Here is a 17,254-nt window from a genome sequence, read left to right as displayed (position 1 = left end):
GTTGGATTCTAAAGCTTCTTCTTCTCGTAAGGAAGTGGCAATGGAAACAAAGAAAGAGAAGAAATCGACTCCGAAAGCAGCGACTACGTCAGTTAAGGAAGAGAAAGCTACTTCTAAAGTGGAAGCCGTTCCTGCGAAGGAAAAAGCTGCACCAAAGAAGAAGGCTTCTAAAGGTGGCGATGACCTTAAAAAAATTGAGGGAATCGGACCTAAAATTGCAGAATTGCTGGTTGATGCTGGAATTGGTACCTTTGCAAAATTATCTGAAACCAGTGCTGATGATATCGCGAATATCTTAGCTGAAGCTGGGTCAAGATATGCCTCACATAACCCAACTACATGGCCTGAGCAGGCTGGTCTTGCTGCGGCTGGTAAGTGGGATGAGTTAAACGAACTACAAGACAGATTAAAAGGCGGAAGACCTGAATAATACCACAGAAGACTCTGACGATGAATAAACTGATTACGACCCTTAAGAATATTTGGTCTATTGAAGAATTGAGAAACAGAATTCTCAATACTCTATTGATCATTGTAATTTTCAGAGTGGGATCCTTTATCGTTCTTCCTGGTGTTGATCCTACGCGTTTACAGGATCTGACAGGAGGGAATGGTCTTCTTGGATTGCTTGATACCCTTGTAGGTGGTGCGTTTAGTAACGCTTCCATCATGGCATTGGGTATCATGCCTTATATTTCTGCCTCTATTGCCATTCAGTTGATGGGCTTAGCTTTACCTTATTTCAGTAAACTTCAAAAAGAAGGTGAATCTGGAAGAAAGAAGTTAAATCAGATCACAAGATGGTTGACCATTGCGGTTACAGCTGTGCAAGGTTTTACATATCTTAAAACGGCTATACCAACGGACGCGATCACAATAAATCAGGGATTATTTTACTTTTCCTCTGTTATTATTCTTGTGGCAGGCACAATGATGTGTGTATGGTTAGGTGAAAGAATGACAGAGAAAGGTGTTGGTAACGGTATTTCAATGATCATTATGATCGGTATCGTTGCAAGTTTGCCAGCTGGTTTGGTTCAGGAGTTTAGCTCAAGAGCCAATAGTGGACAAATCTTGTTCTTCATCATTGAGATGGTAATATTGTTCCTTGTAGTTGTTTTTGCTGTAGCTGTAACACAAGCTGTTAGGAGAGTTCCTGTTCAGTATGCAAAGCAAATTGTAGGAAATAAGGTAGTATCTGGTCAAAGACAATATCTTCCTTTGAAAGTGAACATCTCAGGTGTAATGCCAATAATTTTCGGTCAGGCTTTGATGTTTGCTCCGGCTGCTATTGCGAGTTTGTTTGCTGAGAAGAGTGATTTCTGGGCTAATGTTCAGACTGTTTTCTCTGATTTCACTTCCTGGCAGTATAATGCTCTCTATGCATTCTTAATTATCGCCTTTACTTTCTTCTACACTGCGATTACGATTAATCCTAATCAAATGGCAGATGATATGAAGAGAGGAGGTGGCTTTATTCCTGGTGTAAAACCTGGAATTGCAACATCGGATTATCTTGCTGCTATCCTGGATAGAATAACATTGCCTGGTGCTGTACTTTTAGCAGCAATTGCAATTTTCCCGGCGATCGCAAGTTTGTTTGGTGTTAGTAATGTGTTTGCTCAATTCTTTGGCGGTACCTCCCTGCTAATACTTGTAGGTGTTGTTTTGGATACCCTTCAGCAGATTGAGAGTTATTTGTTAATGAAAAGATATGAGGGCTTAATGCAGTCTGGTCGTCTTCAAGGAAGACAGACTACTGTTGTAGCTCAATAATTTCATGGGTAAAAGATCAATTTACCTGAAGTCTGCAGAGGAAGCTGAAATAATCAGAGCTAACGGAGATATTCTAGGTAAAACCCATGCTGAAGTAGCCAAAATTCTGGATGAAGGTGTAACTACCGCCAGATTAGATGAGGTTGCGGAACAGTTCATCAGAGATAATGGTGGTGTTCCTTCCTTCAAAGGTTACGGAGGTTTTCCAGCTTCATTATGTATCTCGGTGAATGAAGTTGTAGTACATGGTTTTCCGAGTGATAGAGTTCTTAAAAGTGGTGACATAATATCTATTGACTGCGGAGTCTATAAAAATGGCTTTCATGCAGACAGTGCTTATACCTACATGATTGGTGAGGTTGATGATTCGGTTAAAGAATTGTTGAGGACTACCAAAGAATCATTATATGAAGGTATAAATCAGGTAAAACCAGGAAATAGAATTGGTGACTTAAGCTTCGCGATTCAGTCATACAATGAAAGGAACGGTTATGGTATTGTTCGTGAGTTAGTAGGTCACGGTGTAGGTAAACATTTACACGAAGCTCCCGAAGTTCCAAACTTTGGTAAAAGAGGTAACGGACCCCGAATGAAAAAAGGGATGGTTATTGCGATTGAACCAATGGTGACTTTAGGTAAGCGTTTTGTTCTTCAGGAAGAAGATGGCTGGACCATCAGAACAGAAGACAGATCCGCTGCTGCTCATTATGAACATACCGTTATGGTTACTGAAAATGGATATGATATTTTAACCACCTTCGAGTACATTGAAAAAGTACTGGAAGAAAAGAAAATGTTTTTTGTGTAATATGGCGAAACAAGCAAATATAGAAGTAGATGGAATTATAACGGAGGCACTTTCTAATGCCCGCTTTAGAGTGGAATTGGAAAACAAGCACGAGGTTATAGCTCACATTTCAGGGAAAATGAGGATGCACTATATCCGTATTTTGCCTGGAGATAAAGTGAAGATGGAGATGTCTCCATATGATCTTTCAAAAGCGAGAATAGTTTATAGATATAAGTAATCAATGAGGTTTGCCTCTAATTTTTCAGATCATGAAAGTTAAAGCATCAGTAAAAAAGCGTAGTGCAGATTGCAAGGTTATCCGTAGAAAAGGAAAAATCTATGTGATCAATAAAAAGAATCCAAAGTTTAAACAAAGACAAGGTTAAGAAATATGAGGATTTCAGGTGTAGATATTCCGGATAACAAAAGAGGCGTTATTGCCCTTACGTACATTTTTGGTGTGGGCCGTAGTTCAGCTCAGCAAATCTTGGAAAAGGCTGAAGTTTCAGTTGACAAGAAAGCAGGAGAGTGGTCTGATGATGAAGCGAACGCTGTTCGTAACATTATTGCTGAAGAATATATGGTTGAAGGTGCTCTTCGTTCAGATGTTCAGCTAAACATCAAGCGTTTGATGGATATTGGTTGTTACAGAGGTTTGAGACATCGTAAAGGTTTACCGTTACGTGGTCAGCATACAAAGAACAACTCAAGAACCCGTAAGGGAAGAAGAAAAACTGTGGCTAACAAGAAGAAGGCTACTAAATAAGATTTAATCGTTGATCAGGGGTTAATAAACCCGCCAAATTGCTTAATTAAATTAGATAATGGCTCAAGCTAAAAGAAAAGACAAGGCTAAAAAAAGAGTAGTAGTTGTAGAACCTCATGGTGAAGTTCACATCAAGGCTTCATTCAACAATATTATTATTTCTGTTACCAACAGCACAGGTCAGGTAATCTCATGGGCATCTGCTGGTAAAATGGGTTTCAGAGGTTCTAAAAAGAACACTCCATATGCTGCTCAAACTGCAGCTCAGGACTGTGGACAAAAAGCGTACGAGGCTGGAATGAGAAAGGCTGACGTATTTGTGAAAGGTCCGGGTTCAGGAAGAGAGTCTGCTATCAGAACTATTCAAAGTGTAGGTATCGAAGTGGTATCTATCACCGACAAGACTCCGTTGCCTCATAACGGTTGTCGTCCTCCTAAAAGAAGAAGAGTTTAATTAATATTTGTTTCATGGCTCATAGAGAAAGCTGGTTTGGACATTGGGGCCAGAAGTTCTCATGAGTATTAAATTTTAAAAATGGCAAGATACACAGGTCCAAAGGCGAAAATTTCAAGAAAGTTTGGTGAACCAGTAATGGGTCCAAGCAAAGCCTTACAAAAGAAAAATTATGGTCCGGGTCAGCATGGACGCGGTAGAAGAAGTAAGAAATCTGAATATGCATTGCAGCTTCAGGAAAAGCAAAAAGTGAAGTATACGTACGGTATGCTAGAGAAACAATTTGCTCGTTTCTTCCACCTTGCGGCTGTAAGACCGGGTCAAACTGGTACAAACCTTATACAACTTTGTGAATCAAGACTTGATAATTTGGTTTACAGATTAGGAATCGCTCCTACAAGGAGAGCTGCGAGACAGTTGGTTTCACACAAGCATATCGTAGTTGACGGTGAGGTTTTGAATATCCCTTCTTACTTAGTGAAGCCAGGTCAGTTAATCGGCGTAAGAGAGAAGTCAAAAGCTATGGATTCAATCCTTGAAAGCTTAAGCCTTAACTCTGCAAGTAAATACGGCTGGCTTGAGTATGATGCTAAAGAAATGACTGGTAAGTTCATTTCATATCCTGAAAGAGAACTTGTTCCTGAAAACTTCAATGATCAGGCGGTAGTCGAATTGTACAATAAATAATATATAGCTGGTCGCTTCCAAAGCGACCAGCATTTCTCAGATTTAGGAAATTCCTGAATCTTCTTTCGTTAACGAAAAAATACGCCATAGTATGTCAATTTTAGCATTTCAAATGCCCGATAAAGTCGTGATGGAAAAAGCTGACGACTTTCATGGATTTTTCGAGTTTAAACCACTTGAAAGAGGATATGGGGTAACTATAGGAAATGCTTTGCGTCGTATTCTGCTATCCTCGTTAGAGGGTTATGCAATTACGGCTGTAAGGTTTCCTGGAGTTCTTCATGAATTCTCATCGATTGAAGGTGTTGTGGATGATGTAACTGAAATTATTTTGAATCTTAAACAAGTAAGATTTAAGAAGGTTTCAGACTATGTAGACAATAAAATTTCTATCAAGGTTAAAAACCAAACAGAGCTTACAGCTGGTGATATTTCTAAATTCACACAGAGTTTCGAAATTTTGAATCCTGATCTTGTAATTGCTCGACTTGACTCTAAAAAAGAATTAGAGTTTGAGATTGTTGTAGATAAAGGTAGAGGTTATGTTCCTTCTGAGGAGCAGAAAAATCAGGAATTGCCGGTAGGCTTTATTGCTGTAGACTCTATTTACACTCCAATTAAAAACGTTAAGTTCAATGTAGAAAACACTCGTGTTGAGCAAAGAACTGACTTTGAAAAACTTCTGCTTGAAATCAAAACAGACGGGTCTATTCACCCTGAGAAGGCTCTTCAGGAGTCTGCAAACATTTTGATTCAACACTTCCTGAAGTTCACTGATGAAAACATGGTATTTGATACCACTGGTGATGATGAGAACGATATGGTTGACGAAGAATTCTTGCACATGAGAAAACTTCTGAAAACATCTCTTCAGGATCTTGATCTTTCAGTTAGAGCTTATAACTGTCTTAAATCAGCAGATATCAGATCACTTGGTGATCTTGTGAAGCTTGAGGTTGCAGATATGATGAAGTTCAGAAACTTCGGCAAGAAGTCACTTACTGAGCTTGAGCAGCTTGTAGCTGAAAAAGGATTGCATTTTGGTATGGATGTATCAAAATACAAACTGGACGAAGAATAATCGCGGATTTTATTAACCTTTAAAATCGTAATAGGTGGGGATTGCCAGCTGCGATACGCAACCTTAACCGATACTTACGAATTACAAAAATGAGACACGGAAAAAAAGTAAATCATCTGGGGAGAACAAAATCTCACCGCAGTGCTTTGTTAAGTAACATGGCTGTTTCTTTGATCAAGTCAAAGAGAATTACAACAACGGTAGCCAAGGCAAAAGAACTACGTAAGTATGCTGAGCCTTTGATTACTAAATCTAAGAATGATACTACGCATTCAAGAAGGGTTGTTTTCTCATACCTTCAGGATAAGGAAGCCGTTACTGAGCTTTTCACTACAATTAGTGAAAAAGTAGCTGAAAGAAATGGTGGTTACACTCGTATCATTAAGTTAGGAACCCGTCTTGGTGATAACGCTGAGATGGCTCTTATCGAGCTTGTTGATTTCAATGAGAACCTTCTTTCTACTGACGGTGATTCTTCTGGTGCTGGTAAGTCAAGAAGAAGTCGTAGAGGTAAGAAGAAATCATCTGAAGAGACAGTAGAAGCTGTGGCAGAAACTACTGAAGAAGTAGTGGCTGAGGAAGCAGCTCCGGCTGAAGAAGCTAATGATTCTTCTGAAGAAGAGAAAGAAGATTAATCAATCAATAAGCAGCAAAACTAAAAGGGAGGCTTTTGCCTCCCTTTTTTTATGTAAAGTGATAGATTAAAACGGGTATTTTGATCTTACTCAAAAGCTTTCTGCTCTGGCTTGGAGCCAGTATTCCGTCAAGAAGCCCTCGCTTATGTGAGGCCAATACCAGAAGTGAAATATCATGATCTTTGATATAAGCTGAGAGTCCTTCTTTGAGACTTTCTGCATTAACATAATCAACTTCTGTTTTCTCCAATCCTGTTATTCCATTGATTTCCTTGATTAAAGGCAAGTCGGGGTTAATATCAAGGTCATTATCTAACTGAACCTTTACGAAATGAAGTTTGGACTTTAACCTTCCTGACATTTCTTTAACTTTTTTGATTATATCAGACTCTTCGAATTCTAATTGAGTGGCATAGGCAAATGCCTTTGGAAGAGTAACAGGATAATTCTCAGGAACAACCAAAAGTGGAACCTGAACCTGATTCAGCAGATGCTGAGAGGTTGATCCTATGAGTTTATCCAAAAAATCAGGATTCTCAGTTTTTCCGAGTACTATCAAATCTGCTGGCTCAGTGTCTTTAGTTACTTCTTCAAAGGCATGTCTCAGGTCACCGATAACAACCTTGTATGAAGCTCTGACACCGCTTTCACGAAGTTTGCGAACCTTCTTCTCCAGAATTTCATCAAACTCCTTGATAACTGTAATTTCATTGGCCTCCAACATACCCACTGGGATAGAAGGGTCTACCATAGGTGGTAAGTAAGAGTGAACTAAAACCACCTCAGCAATAAAATTACGAGCTATTTGAGTAGTGTATTCAATGGCATTCTCAGATGCTTTACTAAAATCTGTTCCGATAAGAATTTTCATGGGAGTAATTGTTTATGTACTAAAGTTCTTATTATGAGTTAGAAAGGACTATGAGTTTCATTTTTAACAAATATGATAATTCTTATTTTTCGTTTCATAAACGTTTGTTCTGTTCATCAATTTACCAAAAGGTTATTTGATTGCGTATTTTTTATCTAACTTTACGCTCCGATAATTTATACTACTCAATCGGAAATCATAGAGTCTTAATGGACAACACTCAGACGAAAGCCGCTTACTTACTCTTAGAAGACGGTACACTATTCAAAGGTAAAGCATTAGGGAAAAGAGGAACTTCAGCCGGAGAAATCTGCTTTAACACTGGAATGACAGGTTATCAGGAGATTTACACTGATCCGTCTTATTTTGGTCAGGTCATCGTGAATACCACTTCTCATATTGGAAATTATGGTATTAAACTCGGAGAAGAGGAGGAGTCATCAAGTGTAAAAATCAAGGGGATGGTATGCAATGCTTATGCTGAGCATTATTATTCGAGAAAAACCGCTGATGGTTCGCTGGAAGACTATTTTGAGAAGGCCGGAATCGTTGGTATTTGTGATGTTGACACTCGTCAGATTGTAAGACATATCAGAAATGCCGGAGCCATGAACTGTATCATTTCATCTGAAATTGAAGATGTGAATGAATTGATGGCTGAGTTAAAGAAATGTCCTTCAATGGAAGGCCTGGAGCTTTCTAGTGAAGTAAGTACCAATGAGCCTTTCTTTTATGGTGAGGAAACTGCCGGTAAAAAACTAGCTGTTCTGGATTTGGGTTGCAAAACCAATATTCTTAGAAACTTTACTCAAAGAGGCTGTTATATGAAGGTTTTCAATGCCAAAACTCCGGCAGATGAAATCAAGGCCTGGGGTGCAGATGGCTACTTCATATCTAACGGACCTGGCGACCCTGCCGCTATGAAATATGCGGTGGATACTGTAAAAGATCTGATTGATAGCGGTAAGCCTATGTTTGGTATTTGTCTGGGTCATCAGATTATTGCCAGAGCTTGTGGTATTGATACTTATAAAATGCACAATGGCCACCGAGGATTGAATCATCCGGTGAAAAACCTGAAAACAGGTAAGTCTGAAATTACCTCTCAAAATCACGGTTTTGCGGTGAGTATTGAAGAAGCTAAGAAGGTAAATACCGTGGAGATTACCCACATCAATCTCAATGATAACACCGTTGAAGGAATGGAAGTGAAAGGGAAACCTGTTTTCTCTGTGCAGTATCACCCTGAAGCCGCTCCCGGGCCTCACGATTCAAGATACCTTTTTGACGATTTTGTGAGTACGCTCTAAAAAAGTTTGTAGTGTTGAAGGCGGCATTCAAGGCCGCCATTAAACACCATTTCTTTTGATTCGGCTTTTAGGCCAAAAGCTTTCATTGCGGGCATATTAGAACTAATTACCCAGGCATCACAGTTAGTGTAGTGCTGTTTAAGCTGATCACCAATCGCTTTATAGGTTTCCTTACTATGGTCGAGGTTCATTCTTTCGCCATATGGAGGATTAAGAAATGCAACTCCGCTGTCGCATCTTTTCGAGGATTTAAAATAGTCAAGATGCTCAATCGTCAGATCATCGATTACACCTGCTCGCACAGCGTTTTCGGTAATTATTGAGAGATTTTGCTTCTCGATATCTGAGCAATAAATTTCTGTTTGCAGTTCAGTTTCTTGAGCTTTTAATTCATCCTTTATTTGATAGAAAAGCTCTTGGTTGAAGTCGGCCCAATTTTGAAATGAAAAACGGCGTTTCATACCTGGAGCCATATTCCGGCCAATCAGAGCCGCTTCTATCCCGAAAGTTCCTGAACCAGACATGGGATCATAAATGCATCGTTTTTTATCCCAGCCTGATTTTAAAATTATACCTGCAGCAAGGCACTCATTGATAGGAGCTTCGTTAGATTTTAAACGATAGCCTCGCTTATCGAGTGTTTTGCCAGAAGAGTCAAAAGATAGTGTGCAGCGGTCACGATTGATGTGTACGTTAATTTGATAATCAGCATCCTTGGGATCAACATTTGGCCTGCGGCCAGTCACCTTTCTGAATCGATCAGCTATGGCATCTTTGACTTTAAGAGCCACATATTTTGAGTGATTGAAATATTCGCCACCAACAACAGATTGAATTGAGAAGGTATTTCTCAAACTGAAAATATCTTCCCAAGGGATGTCAAGTGTTTCCTGGTAGAGTTCATTTTCATTTTTGGCCTGAAATTCCGCAAACGGAATAAGGATCGAGAGAGCTGTGCGTAGTCCCAGATTTGCTTTCATCATCAGACCATCATTACCCTCAAAGTATACGATACGTTTACCTTTTTCTACTTTTAAACCACCCAGTTCTTCAATTTCTTTGGCCAAAATACTTTCGAGTCCTGAGAGGGTTTTGGCGGTCATCAAATACGGCTCCATGAGGCAAAACTAGCTTATTTGTAAGCAAAGCTTAGCCATAAGGAAATAAATTTCCTAAAATTGCGGCTCTTTAAGGAAATACTCAAAAATGCAGTTGTACAGCACAAATCAGATTAGTGAATCCGTCGGGATTGAGGAAGCCATTTTTCAGGGACTACCTTCAGATAATGGTCTATATATGCCTGAAAGTATTCCGGTTTTACCTTCCTCTTTTTGGGAAAACTCTGATAAAATGAGTCTCAGTGAGATAGCACTGGAGATTGCTGCCGCATTTTTTGAAGAAGAAATTCCGAGAAAGGATTTACAGAATCTCATAGAGAAAGCTATTGATTTTGATGCACCATCGGTTGAGGTAGGGGAGAACTTGTATTGTTTGGAGCTTTTTCATGGTCCGTCGATGGCGTTTAAGGATTTCGGTGCCCGTTTTATGGCGGCGGTGATGTCTTATTTTTTACAGAAGAAAAGTAGAAAGATCAATATTTTGGTGGCAACCAGCGGCGACACTGGGGGAGCTGTGGCCCAAGGTTTCTATGAAACGCCCAACATTAATGTAATTATTCTTTACCCTAAAGGTAAAGTCAGCGAAATTCAGGAAAAGCAGTTGACAACTCTAGGTAAGAATGTTTCTGCCCTAGAAGTTGACGGTACTTTTGATGATTGTCAGAAGTTAGTCAAAACGGCTTTTCTGGATCAAGAATTGAGAGCTAAGCATCACTTAGCTTCGGCTAATTCTATCAATATTGCTCGTCTGATCCCACAGGCGTTTTATTATGCTTATGCCTATTCAAGATTGAAAGGTAAAGGCTTACCTATTGTTTTTTCAGTGCCAAGTGGAAATTTTGGAAACCTGAGTGCTGGTGTTATTGCCTACAAAATGGGTATGCCGGTTCAGAAGTTTGTGGCTGCTACCAACGTAAACAAGGTCGTTCCGGAATATTTGAGATCTGGAGAATACAGTCCGATTAAACCTTCTATCAGTACCATTTCAAATGCTATGGATGTAGGTGACCCAAGTAACTTCCCAAGGCTTAAAGCTCTTTTTGGAAATCAATTTGAAGAAATCAAAGATCAAATTGTTGGCTTTGCTTATACAGATGAAGAAACGAAAGTAGCTATTAAAGAACTAAAGGATAATTTTAATTATGTAGTCTGTCCACATACAGCCATTGCCTATTTAGGATTGCGAGACTATCTGGTAGACATCTCAAAAGCAACGGGAGTTTTTCTTTCAACCGCACACTATGCCAAGTTTTTACCAGATGTAGAGGCCGTTTTGGGAGGCAAGCTTCCAATCCCTGAAAGGCTGGAAGAACTCATCTCTAAAGAAAAGGTCGCTCAAGGAATGACCACCGAATATGCGGCTTTTAAAGCTTATCTTGAAAAAGTATTATAAATTAAAAAGGAGCTTTAAAGCTCCTTTTTAATTGTCCAAGATCCTCTTTTTATTGTTTATTCAGGAAAACTGAATAGCGTATCATCAATTGGGATATTGGTTTCTATGCTTTTAATATTCACTGAGCTTACAACATTACCCCCCATTTTCGTTTCCATCAGAAATGGGAACAAAATCCCATTTACTTCCTGATAATCACTGAGTATGGTCTCTAATGGCCCCATACCAGAGTTTTGGGATTTTTTGAGAACTAAACCTGAGTCTTTACTAATATAAAAGTCAGTTCTGCCACTAACTTCCATTCCTTGAATGGTCTGATCTGGTTTTACTAAAGTGACTTTGTAACAAGCTTCACCCTCTACCTCAGCCTCTTCACCAAGTTCTAATTCGTACCCGTTTTCATTATACGTTAGCAATGCGTCAGGAAAATCCTGAGCTTCTTTTTTTACGGCTTCAGCTGCATCTCCTTCCATTCTTTCATTCTGCATGGTCATTGGATTGGTGTTCCAAACTTCTTCACCATCATATGAGGCCGGCTGTACAATTTCCATTCCTTGAAATGAAACAAAGCTTTTGTAGTGATCTTTTCCTTTTAATAAAATGGTTAGGGGAAACTCCATACCGTTTGTATTTGCGTCGCCTTCCATTTTAATGCTCTGGAGCTTTTCAAGGTTCTCTTTCCCGCCAATCTTCTCAATGTAGTTGGCAACAATTTCTTCAGCTGTTTGGGCAGATAGATTGAAAGATATTGCCATTAGTGTAAATGACAAAACAATGTTTTTCATGAATTTTTATAGTTTGATTTCATTCAACTTATAAAAGTTTTCCGGACTTGACCAGAATAACTTTACCAGCGGCTCATTTTCAATATTGGCCTTTTATTTCTGATGTTTAAAGATTACGCCAGCCAGAGGAGGTAGGTTGATAGAAATAGAATAATCCATTCCATGAATCTCTTTTTTTGAGGCTTTCATTTTCCCATTGGTTATATTGCTTCCACCAAAATCACCATTGTCACTGTTAAATACTTCGGTATAAGTACCCGATTTAGGTACGCCTATTTCGTAATTCTCCCTTGGAACCGGGGTCATGTTGAGAATGACAAAGACTTCTTCGTCATCACTTTTCCTTTTGTAATACAGTACAGAGTTTTCATTGTCAGAAGTGTCCAGCCAGCTGAATCCTTTTCCTTCAAATTGATATTCTGTCAGGGCCGACTCTGTTTTGTACAAGTTATTTAGCTTGGCCAACAGTTTTGAAACTCCTTTATTTAAAGGCTTCTCCACCTCATGCCAATCAAGACTATATTGAAAATTCCACTCGGCTCTTTGGCCAAATTCACCACCCATAAAAATGAGTTTTGCTCCCGGATGGGTGAACATGTAAGTGTATAGCAAGCGAAGGTTGGCAAATTGCTGCCATTCATTACCCGGCATTTTGTCTAATAAAGAACCTTTACCATAGACTACCTCATCGTGGGATAGGGGCAGCATAAAGTTCTCAGAAAAGGCGTAAACGGTACTGAACGTGATATCATTTTGATGGTGCCTTCTGTAAGCCGGATCTTTCTCAAAATAGCTTAATGTATCGTTCATCCAACCCATCATCCATTTCATACCGAAACCAAGTCCACCGCTGAATGTCGGTCTTGAAACTCCTGGGAAAGCAGTCGACTCTTCTGCAATAGTCTGCGTATCGGGGAATTGTTTATAAACCTCTTCATTGAGTTCTTTAAGTAAAGAAATAACTTCAAGATTTTCACGTCCGCCGAACTGGTTTGGAATCCACTCGCCTTCTTTTCTTGAGTAGTCTCGGTAAAGCATAGAGGCCACGGCATCAACTCGAAGACCGTCAACGTGGAAACGGTCAAGCCAAAATAAGGCGTTGCTGATGAGGAAAGACCTTACCTCGTAACGACCGTAATTGAATATATAGCTCTTCCAATCCGGATGATAGCCTTCCAAAGGGTTCTCATGCTCATATAAAGCTGAGCCGTCGAACCTGTATAGTCCGTGTTGATCGCCCGGGAAATGAGAAGGTACCCAATCGAGAATAACTCCAATATCGTTCTTATGCAGTTCCTCAATCAAAAACATCAAGTCCTGAGGATTGCCAAATTGACTTGCTGCAGCATAGTATCCTGTAACCTGATATCCCCAGCTGGGCTCAAATGGGTGCTGCATGACTGGCATAAACTCTACATGAGTGAAACCGAGTTCTTTCACGTATGGTACAAGATCTCTTGCAATTTCACGATAAGTAAGCCTTCGGTCATTGTCAGCCGGGTCACGTTTCCATGAACCTAAATGTACTTCGTATACCGAATAGGCAGATTTAAGCGAGTTTTTGTCTTTTCTTTTAGCCAACCAGTCTTTGTCCTCCCACTCATAATAGGTGTCCCAAACAATACTTGCCGTTCTTGGGGGGAGTTCCCACATCAGAGCATACGGGTCAGCTTTTTCAATCCACTCTCCATGTTTGGTATCAATAGCATATTTATAAACCTCGCCATTTTCAAGACCAGGTATGAAACCCTCCCAAATACCTGAATGATCCCAGCGAGGCATCAATTTGTGAGATTCTTTATTCCAGCCATTGAAGTTACCTATAACAGAAACAGCATTGGCATTAGGAGCCCAGACAGAGAAAAGCGTACCTTTCTGATTTTCATGTGTTAGGACATGAGAGCCCATTTTTTCATACAACTTGAAATGTTTCCCCGATTTGAAAAGGTGAATGTCAAAATCGGTGAATAAACTATGGGGTAGTACGTTTTGATTGTCTGACATATCTCGGTATAGGTTATAACTGTATTTTCGTCTTCAATTTAAGTACATTTTTTTCGACAACTCTCCATGAAAGGAAAGCAATGAAAATGATAGCCGCACAAATGACTATAAACTTTTGTAAGGTAATGTTTGGCTGTTGATTATAAAAGTAATTGAAGACTGGCATATGGTAAATATAAATACCATAAGAAAGGTCGTTACCATTTAGCAGCTTTTTACTTAACGAAGGCATGCTATAAGCTGCGGATATGGTGGCTAATGAAAGAATTATTTCTCCAATTATTCCTAAAATAGAGGCATCGTATACATTTTCGAAAAGATTCAGCCAACTATGAAAGATAGCTGTGAAAAGCACGAAAATAAGAATCCAAATCCAGCCTTTGCCAACAAGGTACTTTTTAAGAAAATCGAAGTTCAAGTGAATTAGAATGCCCGTACAGAAGAAATAGAGATACTCCAGTATAAATAAGCTCAGCAATTTAAACTCAGGAGTATCTTGAGGGAATGTTCTTTTCACCCAAATGTTGTAAGCCAGCGAAATAGCAACTATGGCAGCTAGAATAAGATTCTTTGATCGAAGGCTTGTCTTTTCTTTTAAAAGAAAAATAACCATCAGAGGTAAAACCAAGTAAAACTGAACTTCCACTGAAATAGACCATAAACTCCCATTTGGGTGGCCCACGCCCCAGCTTTCAAAAGCAGGAATTTTGAGGAATTGGAAAAAGGTCAACTGAGCTCCAAGCCATCCAATAAAAGATTTACTGAAAATTAGCGGCCAGTAAATTTTGCCGGAGATTAAAAGCAAAAGAATAGTAAAGGCCAGACAAACATAAAGAGCCGGATAAATTCGTAATCCCCGATTGACAAAGTATTTCTTAAGCCTGGTTCTGTTTCTTTCCAGAGACTGGTAAATCAGGAACCCGCTGATGGTGAAAAAAATAGGTACACCCGGAAGCAAATAGACAAACATCTGGAAGTCTTTTCCCCAACTGACATTTGTCATGTTAAAAAAAGTGAAGCCATGGAAAAGCATGACCTGAATTGCAGCCACCAACCTGATAAGGTCAAAATTATTTTCTCTCGAATAGGTCAAGCTTTAGATACTTTTAGCTGGGTAACATATTTAATTGCCGGCGGCATAAACCTGCAGACCATTATAAAGAAAGTCCACCGGTTGTAATCCATGATCAAGCCATTGGTAAACGTAAAAATGAAGAAATAGACAAAACCATAAGCTGTCCATTCCGAAATTATCGTTTGAGGGTTTTTCATTTCCCGCCAACTGTAAATGATCATACTGATAAAGAAAACAAGGAAAATGCTTAGCCCGGCCAAGCCATAAGAGTGAAAAACTTCAACTATGGGGACATCTACATATAGAGCAAAATACCCATGACCGAAAAAAATCTTATGATACCAGCCTTCTTCAAAGTTTTCGATAAGACTTTCTCTGACAATTTTGAGTGTGGCCACTCGACCTTCGGCAGACTCGTCAGTAACTACTTCTTCAGCGGTAATGTCGTTCTCATCTTCAGAGGCAAAAATAGTATTGACCAGTTTCTCAACCCTTCGTTCTATGACATTATAACCGAGCTCAATTATAGCCTCATTTTTTCTGAAAACATCAATCCCTTTCCCGATCAAGGCAATGAGTATAACCCAGAAATACCATTTGGTTAATAATTTTCTGGCTCCTTTTATAAGGCCAAGAAATGATGAATTATGCCAAACAAAAAAAGCTATGGCCCCGAAGCCAGCCATGATACTGGACATTGCCTGAGAAAGAACAAGGACGGCCAAAAAGACCAGAAGTGAAAGGTAGGTCAGGTTGCGGTAAATGCTTCTTGTTTCGTATTTGAGATATATCAATGCCGAAATGATTCCGAAAAATGCTCCTCTCCCGAAAATATGCGGGTTACCCATAGAATCCATTTCGGAATCGCCTTTAAAGGATATAGCAAGACGTTGACCCAATACGAAGTCAGGATTCAAAACGGCGTAGGCCAAAAGGCCTAAACAACCAATAAAAGAGATAAAAATTGAAAAGCGGAGGAAATTAAACCGAAGAGTTTTTGCCTTAACTGTTGAAAGGTAAAAGAGGAAATAAAGGGTAATTCCGATGACTATACAATCATATATCTTAACCGTGATGGGGAAATAGTATTCCTTCACATAAACGAACATGTAAAGCAATGTCACAACTAAATATACCAAAGCCAGAAAAGTCAGAGGAGTATCATTTCTGTACAGTTTATTAAGATCACGGTAGGGTAATGCAAGAAAAATTCCACCAAACATAAAGATTAGAGTGAAAATAGCACTGTTTGGAGCTACACCCAGTCCATCCCTGATTCCATAATTCAGAGGGCCACTACAGAAAACCATACTGATAGCAATGGCATCACGATGCTTCAATATTTTATCGAAAAGCATCATTTCTTATTCACTACTTTTTTGAAACCTGTTAGCATATCTTGGGCTACTCTCTCAGGACTGAATGTTTTGATCAGTTCAGAGGAGTTTTGACCAAATTCCTGAATTTTCGACGAATCCTTTACAAAGAATCTCATTTTTTCAATCAAATCGGTCTCGTTATACGCATCAAAGGTAAAGCCATTATAACCGTTTTTAACCAAATCAGCTGAAGAACCACATTTCTGCGAAACGATGACAGGCATTTCGCATACCATGGCTTCATTTGTTACCAGTCCCCATGGCTCCGAATAACTAGGTAAAATCAGGATATCTGCCAAAGCCATCTTTTTCGGAACTCCGTGCCATTCCTGAGGAGGTAGAATAGAAATTTGAGGGTTACCATTGATGACTTCTTTCATTTGAGGTTTCAGAGGCCCATCTCCAACAAGTATCAGACCCCATTCTTCTCCCGTATCCAGTTTTTGAAATGCATTGATGAGCATGATGAGGTTTTTGATTTCCAGAAACCTTCCAACGAAAATGAAATTGTGCTTAGGGTATTTAGGACGCTCTGTTTTAAATTCTTCAGATAATTTATGATTGCTGTATATTTTGAATACCCGGTCGTTATTAACAGAGTTTCTTCTCATCAGAATTTCATCTTCGCTAGCACCCAGCTTTTTCATGTAGTCAGCAGCCATAGTGCCATAGCAGAAAAAGCCATCAGCTGCACCGATAATGATTTTCTTTATCAATTCACCATACCAGGTATTCGGATTATCGCCTTCGGTAGAGTCAATCGAAAGAATAACTTTAATCCCAAGGAATTTCGAGATAAAGTGAACCAGAATCATAGCGGGTTCATAGTAACCGGGTAGATTGATTACCTCCGGTTTAAATTTGCGGATCCGGTGAAACACTCTTTTGACCCTGTTTAAAAGTCCTGTGTTTTCGTAAACATCATCAAAAAGGAGCTCGTATTTATAATCGTGAATTGTAGTATCCGCTTCGCCAAAATCAAGTCTAGATTTTTCGTATTTGGCGGTCTGAATGATGTGTAGCTCGCTTGATTGATCTTTACCAATCAGCTTTTCCAACTGTTTAAAAATTCCAGCTTTATAATGCGACCAGAGAAACTGGTGAACAATCAATATTCTCATTCAGAGAGA

General features: G+C 39.3%; 19 protein-coding genes. 12 read left to right on the top strand and 7 right to left on the bottom strand.

Going from position 1 to position 17,254, the window contains the following annotated elements:
• Window positions 1-40 precede the first annotated feature (40 nt).
• The 10 genes from AFM12_RS19970 (at window position 41) to rplQ (ending at window position 6,189) form a co-directional block, all read left to right on the top strand.
• A complete protein-coding gene (locus tag AFM12_RS19970) occupies window positions 41-430 on the top strand; it encodes a DUF4332 domain-containing protein (protein ID WP_165492335.1) in 390 nt (129 codons plus the stop codon).
• Between the two features lie 20 nt (window positions 431-450).
• The gene (gene secY / locus AFM12_RS04670; RefSeq protein WP_055144366.1) at window positions 451-1,776 is read left to right on the top strand and encodes a preprotein translocase subunit SecY; all 1,326 of its coding nucleotides are present in this window, start codon (window positions 451-453) and stop codon (window positions 1,774-1,776) included.
• Window positions 1,777-1,780: 4 nt separating this feature from the next.
• Window positions 1,781-2,584: a type I methionyl aminopeptidase gene (gene map / locus AFM12_RS04665; RefSeq protein WP_055144364.1), complete on the top strand. Its 804-nt coding sequence runs from the start codon at window positions 1,781-1,783 to the stop codon at window positions 2,582-2,584.
• A 1-nt stretch (window position 2,585) separates the two neighbouring features.
• Window positions 2,586-2,804 carry a translation initiation factor IF-1 gene (gene infA, locus AFM12_RS04660; RefSeq protein WP_055144363.1) on the top strand — a complete coding sequence of 73 codons (219 nt, stop codon included), beginning with the start codon at window positions 2,586-2,588 and terminating at the stop codon, window positions 2,802-2,804.
• Between the two features lie 31 nt (window positions 2,805-2,835).
• Complete coding sequence (gene ykgO, locus AFM12_RS04655; protein ID WP_055144362.1) at window positions 2,836-2,952, top strand: type B 50S ribosomal protein L36; 117 nt, start codon at window positions 2,836-2,838, stop codon at window positions 2,950-2,952.
• Between the two features lie 5 nt (window positions 2,953-2,957).
• Window positions 2,958-3,332 (top strand): 30S ribosomal protein S13, encoded by a 375-nt coding sequence (gene rpsM / locus AFM12_RS04650; RefSeq protein ID WP_055144361.1) that lies wholly within the window; start codon window positions 2,958-2,960, stop codon window positions 3,330-3,332.
• A 58-nt stretch (window positions 3,333-3,390) separates the two neighbouring features.
• Window positions 3,391-3,786, top strand: coding sequence for a 30S ribosomal protein S11 (rpsK, locus tag AFM12_RS04645; RefSeq protein WP_055144360.1), 396 nt, complete (start codon window positions 3,391-3,393; stop codon window positions 3,784-3,786).
• A gap of 81 nt (window positions 3,787-3,867) precedes the next feature.
• Window positions 3,868-4,473, top strand: a complete 606-nt coding sequence (gene rpsD / locus AFM12_RS04640) for a 30S ribosomal protein S4 (protein WP_055144358.1) — start codon at window positions 3,868-3,870, stop codon at window positions 4,471-4,473.
• 91 nt (window positions 4,474-4,564) lie between these two features.
• Window positions 4,565-5,554: a DNA-directed RNA polymerase subunit alpha gene (locus tag AFM12_RS04635; RefSeq protein WP_055144357.1), complete on the top strand. Its 990-nt coding sequence runs from the start codon at window positions 4,565-4,567 to the stop codon at window positions 5,552-5,554.
• Window positions 5,555-5,643: 89 nt separating this feature from the next.
• Complete coding sequence (gene rplQ / locus AFM12_RS04630) at window positions 5,644-6,189, top strand: 50S ribosomal protein L17 (protein WP_055144356.1); 546 nt, start codon at window positions 5,644-5,646, stop codon at window positions 6,187-6,189.
• A gap of 49 nt (window positions 6,190-6,238) precedes the next feature.
• On the opposite strand, the gene AFM12_RS04625 is transcribed toward rplQ, so the two are convergent.
• On the bottom strand, window positions 6,239-7,060 hold the full coding sequence (locus AFM12_RS04625) for a universal stress protein (RefSeq protein WP_055144355.1): 822 nt from the start codon (window positions 7,058-7,060) through the stop codon (window positions 6,239-6,241).
• Window positions 7,061-7,269: 209 nt separating this feature from the next.
• On the opposite strand from AFM12_RS04625, the gene carA reads away from it, so the two are divergent.
• Window positions 7,270-8,370 carry a glutamine-hydrolyzing carbamoyl-phosphate synthase small subunit gene (gene carA, locus AFM12_RS04620; RefSeq protein ID WP_055144353.1) on the top strand — a complete coding sequence of 367 codons (1,101 nt, stop codon included), beginning with the start codon at window positions 7,270-7,272 and terminating at the stop codon, window positions 8,368-8,370.
• Here carA and AFM12_RS04615 read toward each other — a convergent pair.
• On the bottom strand, window positions 8,367-9,488 hold the full coding sequence (locus AFM12_RS04615) for a THUMP domain-containing class I SAM-dependent RNA methyltransferase (protein WP_082391194.1): 1,122 nt from the start codon (window positions 9,486-9,488) through the stop codon (window positions 8,367-8,369). The two genes, carA and AFM12_RS04615, sit on opposite strands and share 4 nt — an antisense overlap.
• Window positions 9,489-9,576: 88 nt before the next feature.
• On the opposite strand from AFM12_RS04615, the gene thrC reads away from it, so the two are divergent.
• On the top strand, window positions 9,577-10,881 hold the full coding sequence (thrC, locus tag AFM12_RS04610; protein WP_055144351.1) for a threonine synthase: 1,305 nt from the start codon (window positions 9,577-9,579) through the stop codon (window positions 10,879-10,881).
• Window positions 10,882-10,937: 56 nt separating this feature from the next.
• Here the strand turns inward: thrC and AFM12_RS04605 are convergent, their stop codons facing one another.
• From AFM12_RS04605 to AFM12_RS04585, 5 genes are all read right to left on the bottom strand, one after another.
• The gene (locus AFM12_RS04605) at window positions 10,938-11,666 is read right to left on the bottom strand and encodes an outer membrane lipoprotein-sorting protein (RefSeq protein ID WP_055144348.1); all 729 of its coding nucleotides are present in this window, start codon (window positions 11,664-11,666) and stop codon (window positions 10,938-10,940) included.
• A 93-nt stretch (window positions 11,667-11,759) separates the two neighbouring features.
• A complete protein-coding gene (gene glgB, locus AFM12_RS04600) occupies window positions 11,760-13,670 on the bottom strand; it encodes a 1,4-alpha-glucan branching protein GlgB (protein ID WP_055144346.1) in 1,911 nt (636 codons plus the stop codon).
• Between the two features lie 13 nt (window positions 13,671-13,683).
• Window positions 13,684-14,763: an acyltransferase family protein gene (locus tag AFM12_RS04595; protein WP_055144344.1), complete on the bottom strand. Its 1,080-nt coding sequence runs from the start codon at window positions 14,761-14,763 to the stop codon at window positions 13,684-13,686.
• Window positions 14,760-16,106 (bottom strand): hypothetical protein, encoded by a 1,347-nt coding sequence (locus AFM12_RS04590; RefSeq protein WP_131458189.1) that lies wholly within the window; start codon window positions 16,104-16,106, stop codon window positions 14,760-14,762. Before AFM12_RS04590 ends, AFM12_RS04595 begins: the two co-directional genes overlap by 4 nt.
• Window positions 16,103-17,245: a glycosyltransferase family 4 protein gene (locus tag AFM12_RS04585; protein ID WP_055144340.1), complete on the bottom strand. Its 1,143-nt coding sequence runs from the start codon at window positions 17,243-17,245 to the stop codon at window positions 16,103-16,105. Before AFM12_RS04585 ends, AFM12_RS04590 begins: the two co-directional genes overlap by 4 nt.
• Window positions 17,246-17,254: the final 9 nt, after the last annotated feature.

The sequence above is a fragment of the Jiulongibacter sediminis genome (assembly GCF_001306455.1).
GTDB classification, from domain to species: Bacteria; Bacteroidota; Bacteroidia; order Cytophagales; family Spirosomataceae; genus Jiulongibacter; species Jiulongibacter sediminis.
This window is presented reverse-complemented; position numbering and strand designations above follow the sequence as displayed.

Coding starts and splice junctions, on each gene's coding strand:
- AFM12_RS04605 (WP_055144348.1), bottom strand. CDS start 11,666: ATGAAAAACATTGTTTTGTCATTTACACTAATGGCAATATCTTTCAAT.
- AFM12_RS04585 (WP_055144340.1), bottom strand. CDS start 17,245: ATGAGAATATTGATTGTTCACCAGTTTCTCTGGTCGCATTATAAAGCT.
- AFM12_RS04635 (WP_055144357.1), top strand. CDS start 4,565: ATGTCAATTTTAGCATTTCAAATGCCCGATAAAGTCGTGATGGAAAAA.
- glgB (WP_055144346.1), bottom strand. CDS start 13,670: ATGTCAGACAATCAAAACGTACTACCCCATAGTTTATTCACCGATTTT.
- AFM12_RS19970 (WP_165492335.1), top strand. CDS start 41: ATGGAAACAAAGAAAGAGAAGAAATCGACTCCGAAAGCAGCGACTACG.
- ykgO (WP_055144362.1), top strand. CDS start 2,836: ATGAAAGTTAAAGCATCAGTAAAAAAGCGTAGTGCAGATTGCAAGGTT.
- AFM12_RS04615 (WP_082391194.1), bottom strand. CDS start 9,488: ATGGAGCCGTATTTGATGACCGCCAAAACCCTCTCAGGACTCGAAAGT.
- carA (WP_055144353.1), top strand. CDS start 7,270: ATGGACAACACTCAGACGAAAGCCGCTTACTTACTCTTAGAAGACGGT.
- AFM12_RS04590 (WP_131458189.1), bottom strand. CDS start 16,106: ATGATGCTTTTCGATAAAATATTGAAGCATCGTGATGCCATTGCTATC.
- AFM12_RS04625 (WP_055144355.1), bottom strand. CDS start 7,060: ATGAAAATTCTTATCGGAACAGATTTTAGTAAAGCATCTGAGAATGCC.
- rpsM (WP_055144361.1), top strand. CDS start 2,958: ATGAGGATTTCAGGTGTAGATATTCCGGATAACAAAAGAGGCGTTATT.
- map (WP_055144364.1), top strand. CDS start 1,781: ATGGGTAAAAGATCAATTTACCTGAAGTCTGCAGAGGAAGCTGAAATA.
- rpsD (WP_055144358.1), top strand. CDS start 3,868: ATGGCAAGATACACAGGTCCAAAGGCGAAAATTTCAAGAAAGTTTGGT.
- rplQ (WP_055144356.1), top strand. CDS start 5,644: ATGAGACACGGAAAAAAAGTAAATCATCTGGGGAGAACAAAATCTCAC.
- infA (WP_055144363.1), top strand. CDS start 2,586: ATGGCGAAACAAGCAAATATAGAAGTAGATGGAATTATAACGGAGGCA.
- secY (WP_055144366.1), top strand. CDS start 451: ATGAATAAACTGATTACGACCCTTAAGAATATTTGGTCTATTGAAGAA.
- thrC (WP_055144351.1), top strand. CDS start 9,577: ATGCAGTTGTACAGCACAAATCAGATTAGTGAATCCGTCGGGATTGAG.
- rpsK (WP_055144360.1), top strand. CDS start 3,391: ATGGCTCAAGCTAAAAGAAAAGACAAGGCTAAAAAAAGAGTAGTAGTT.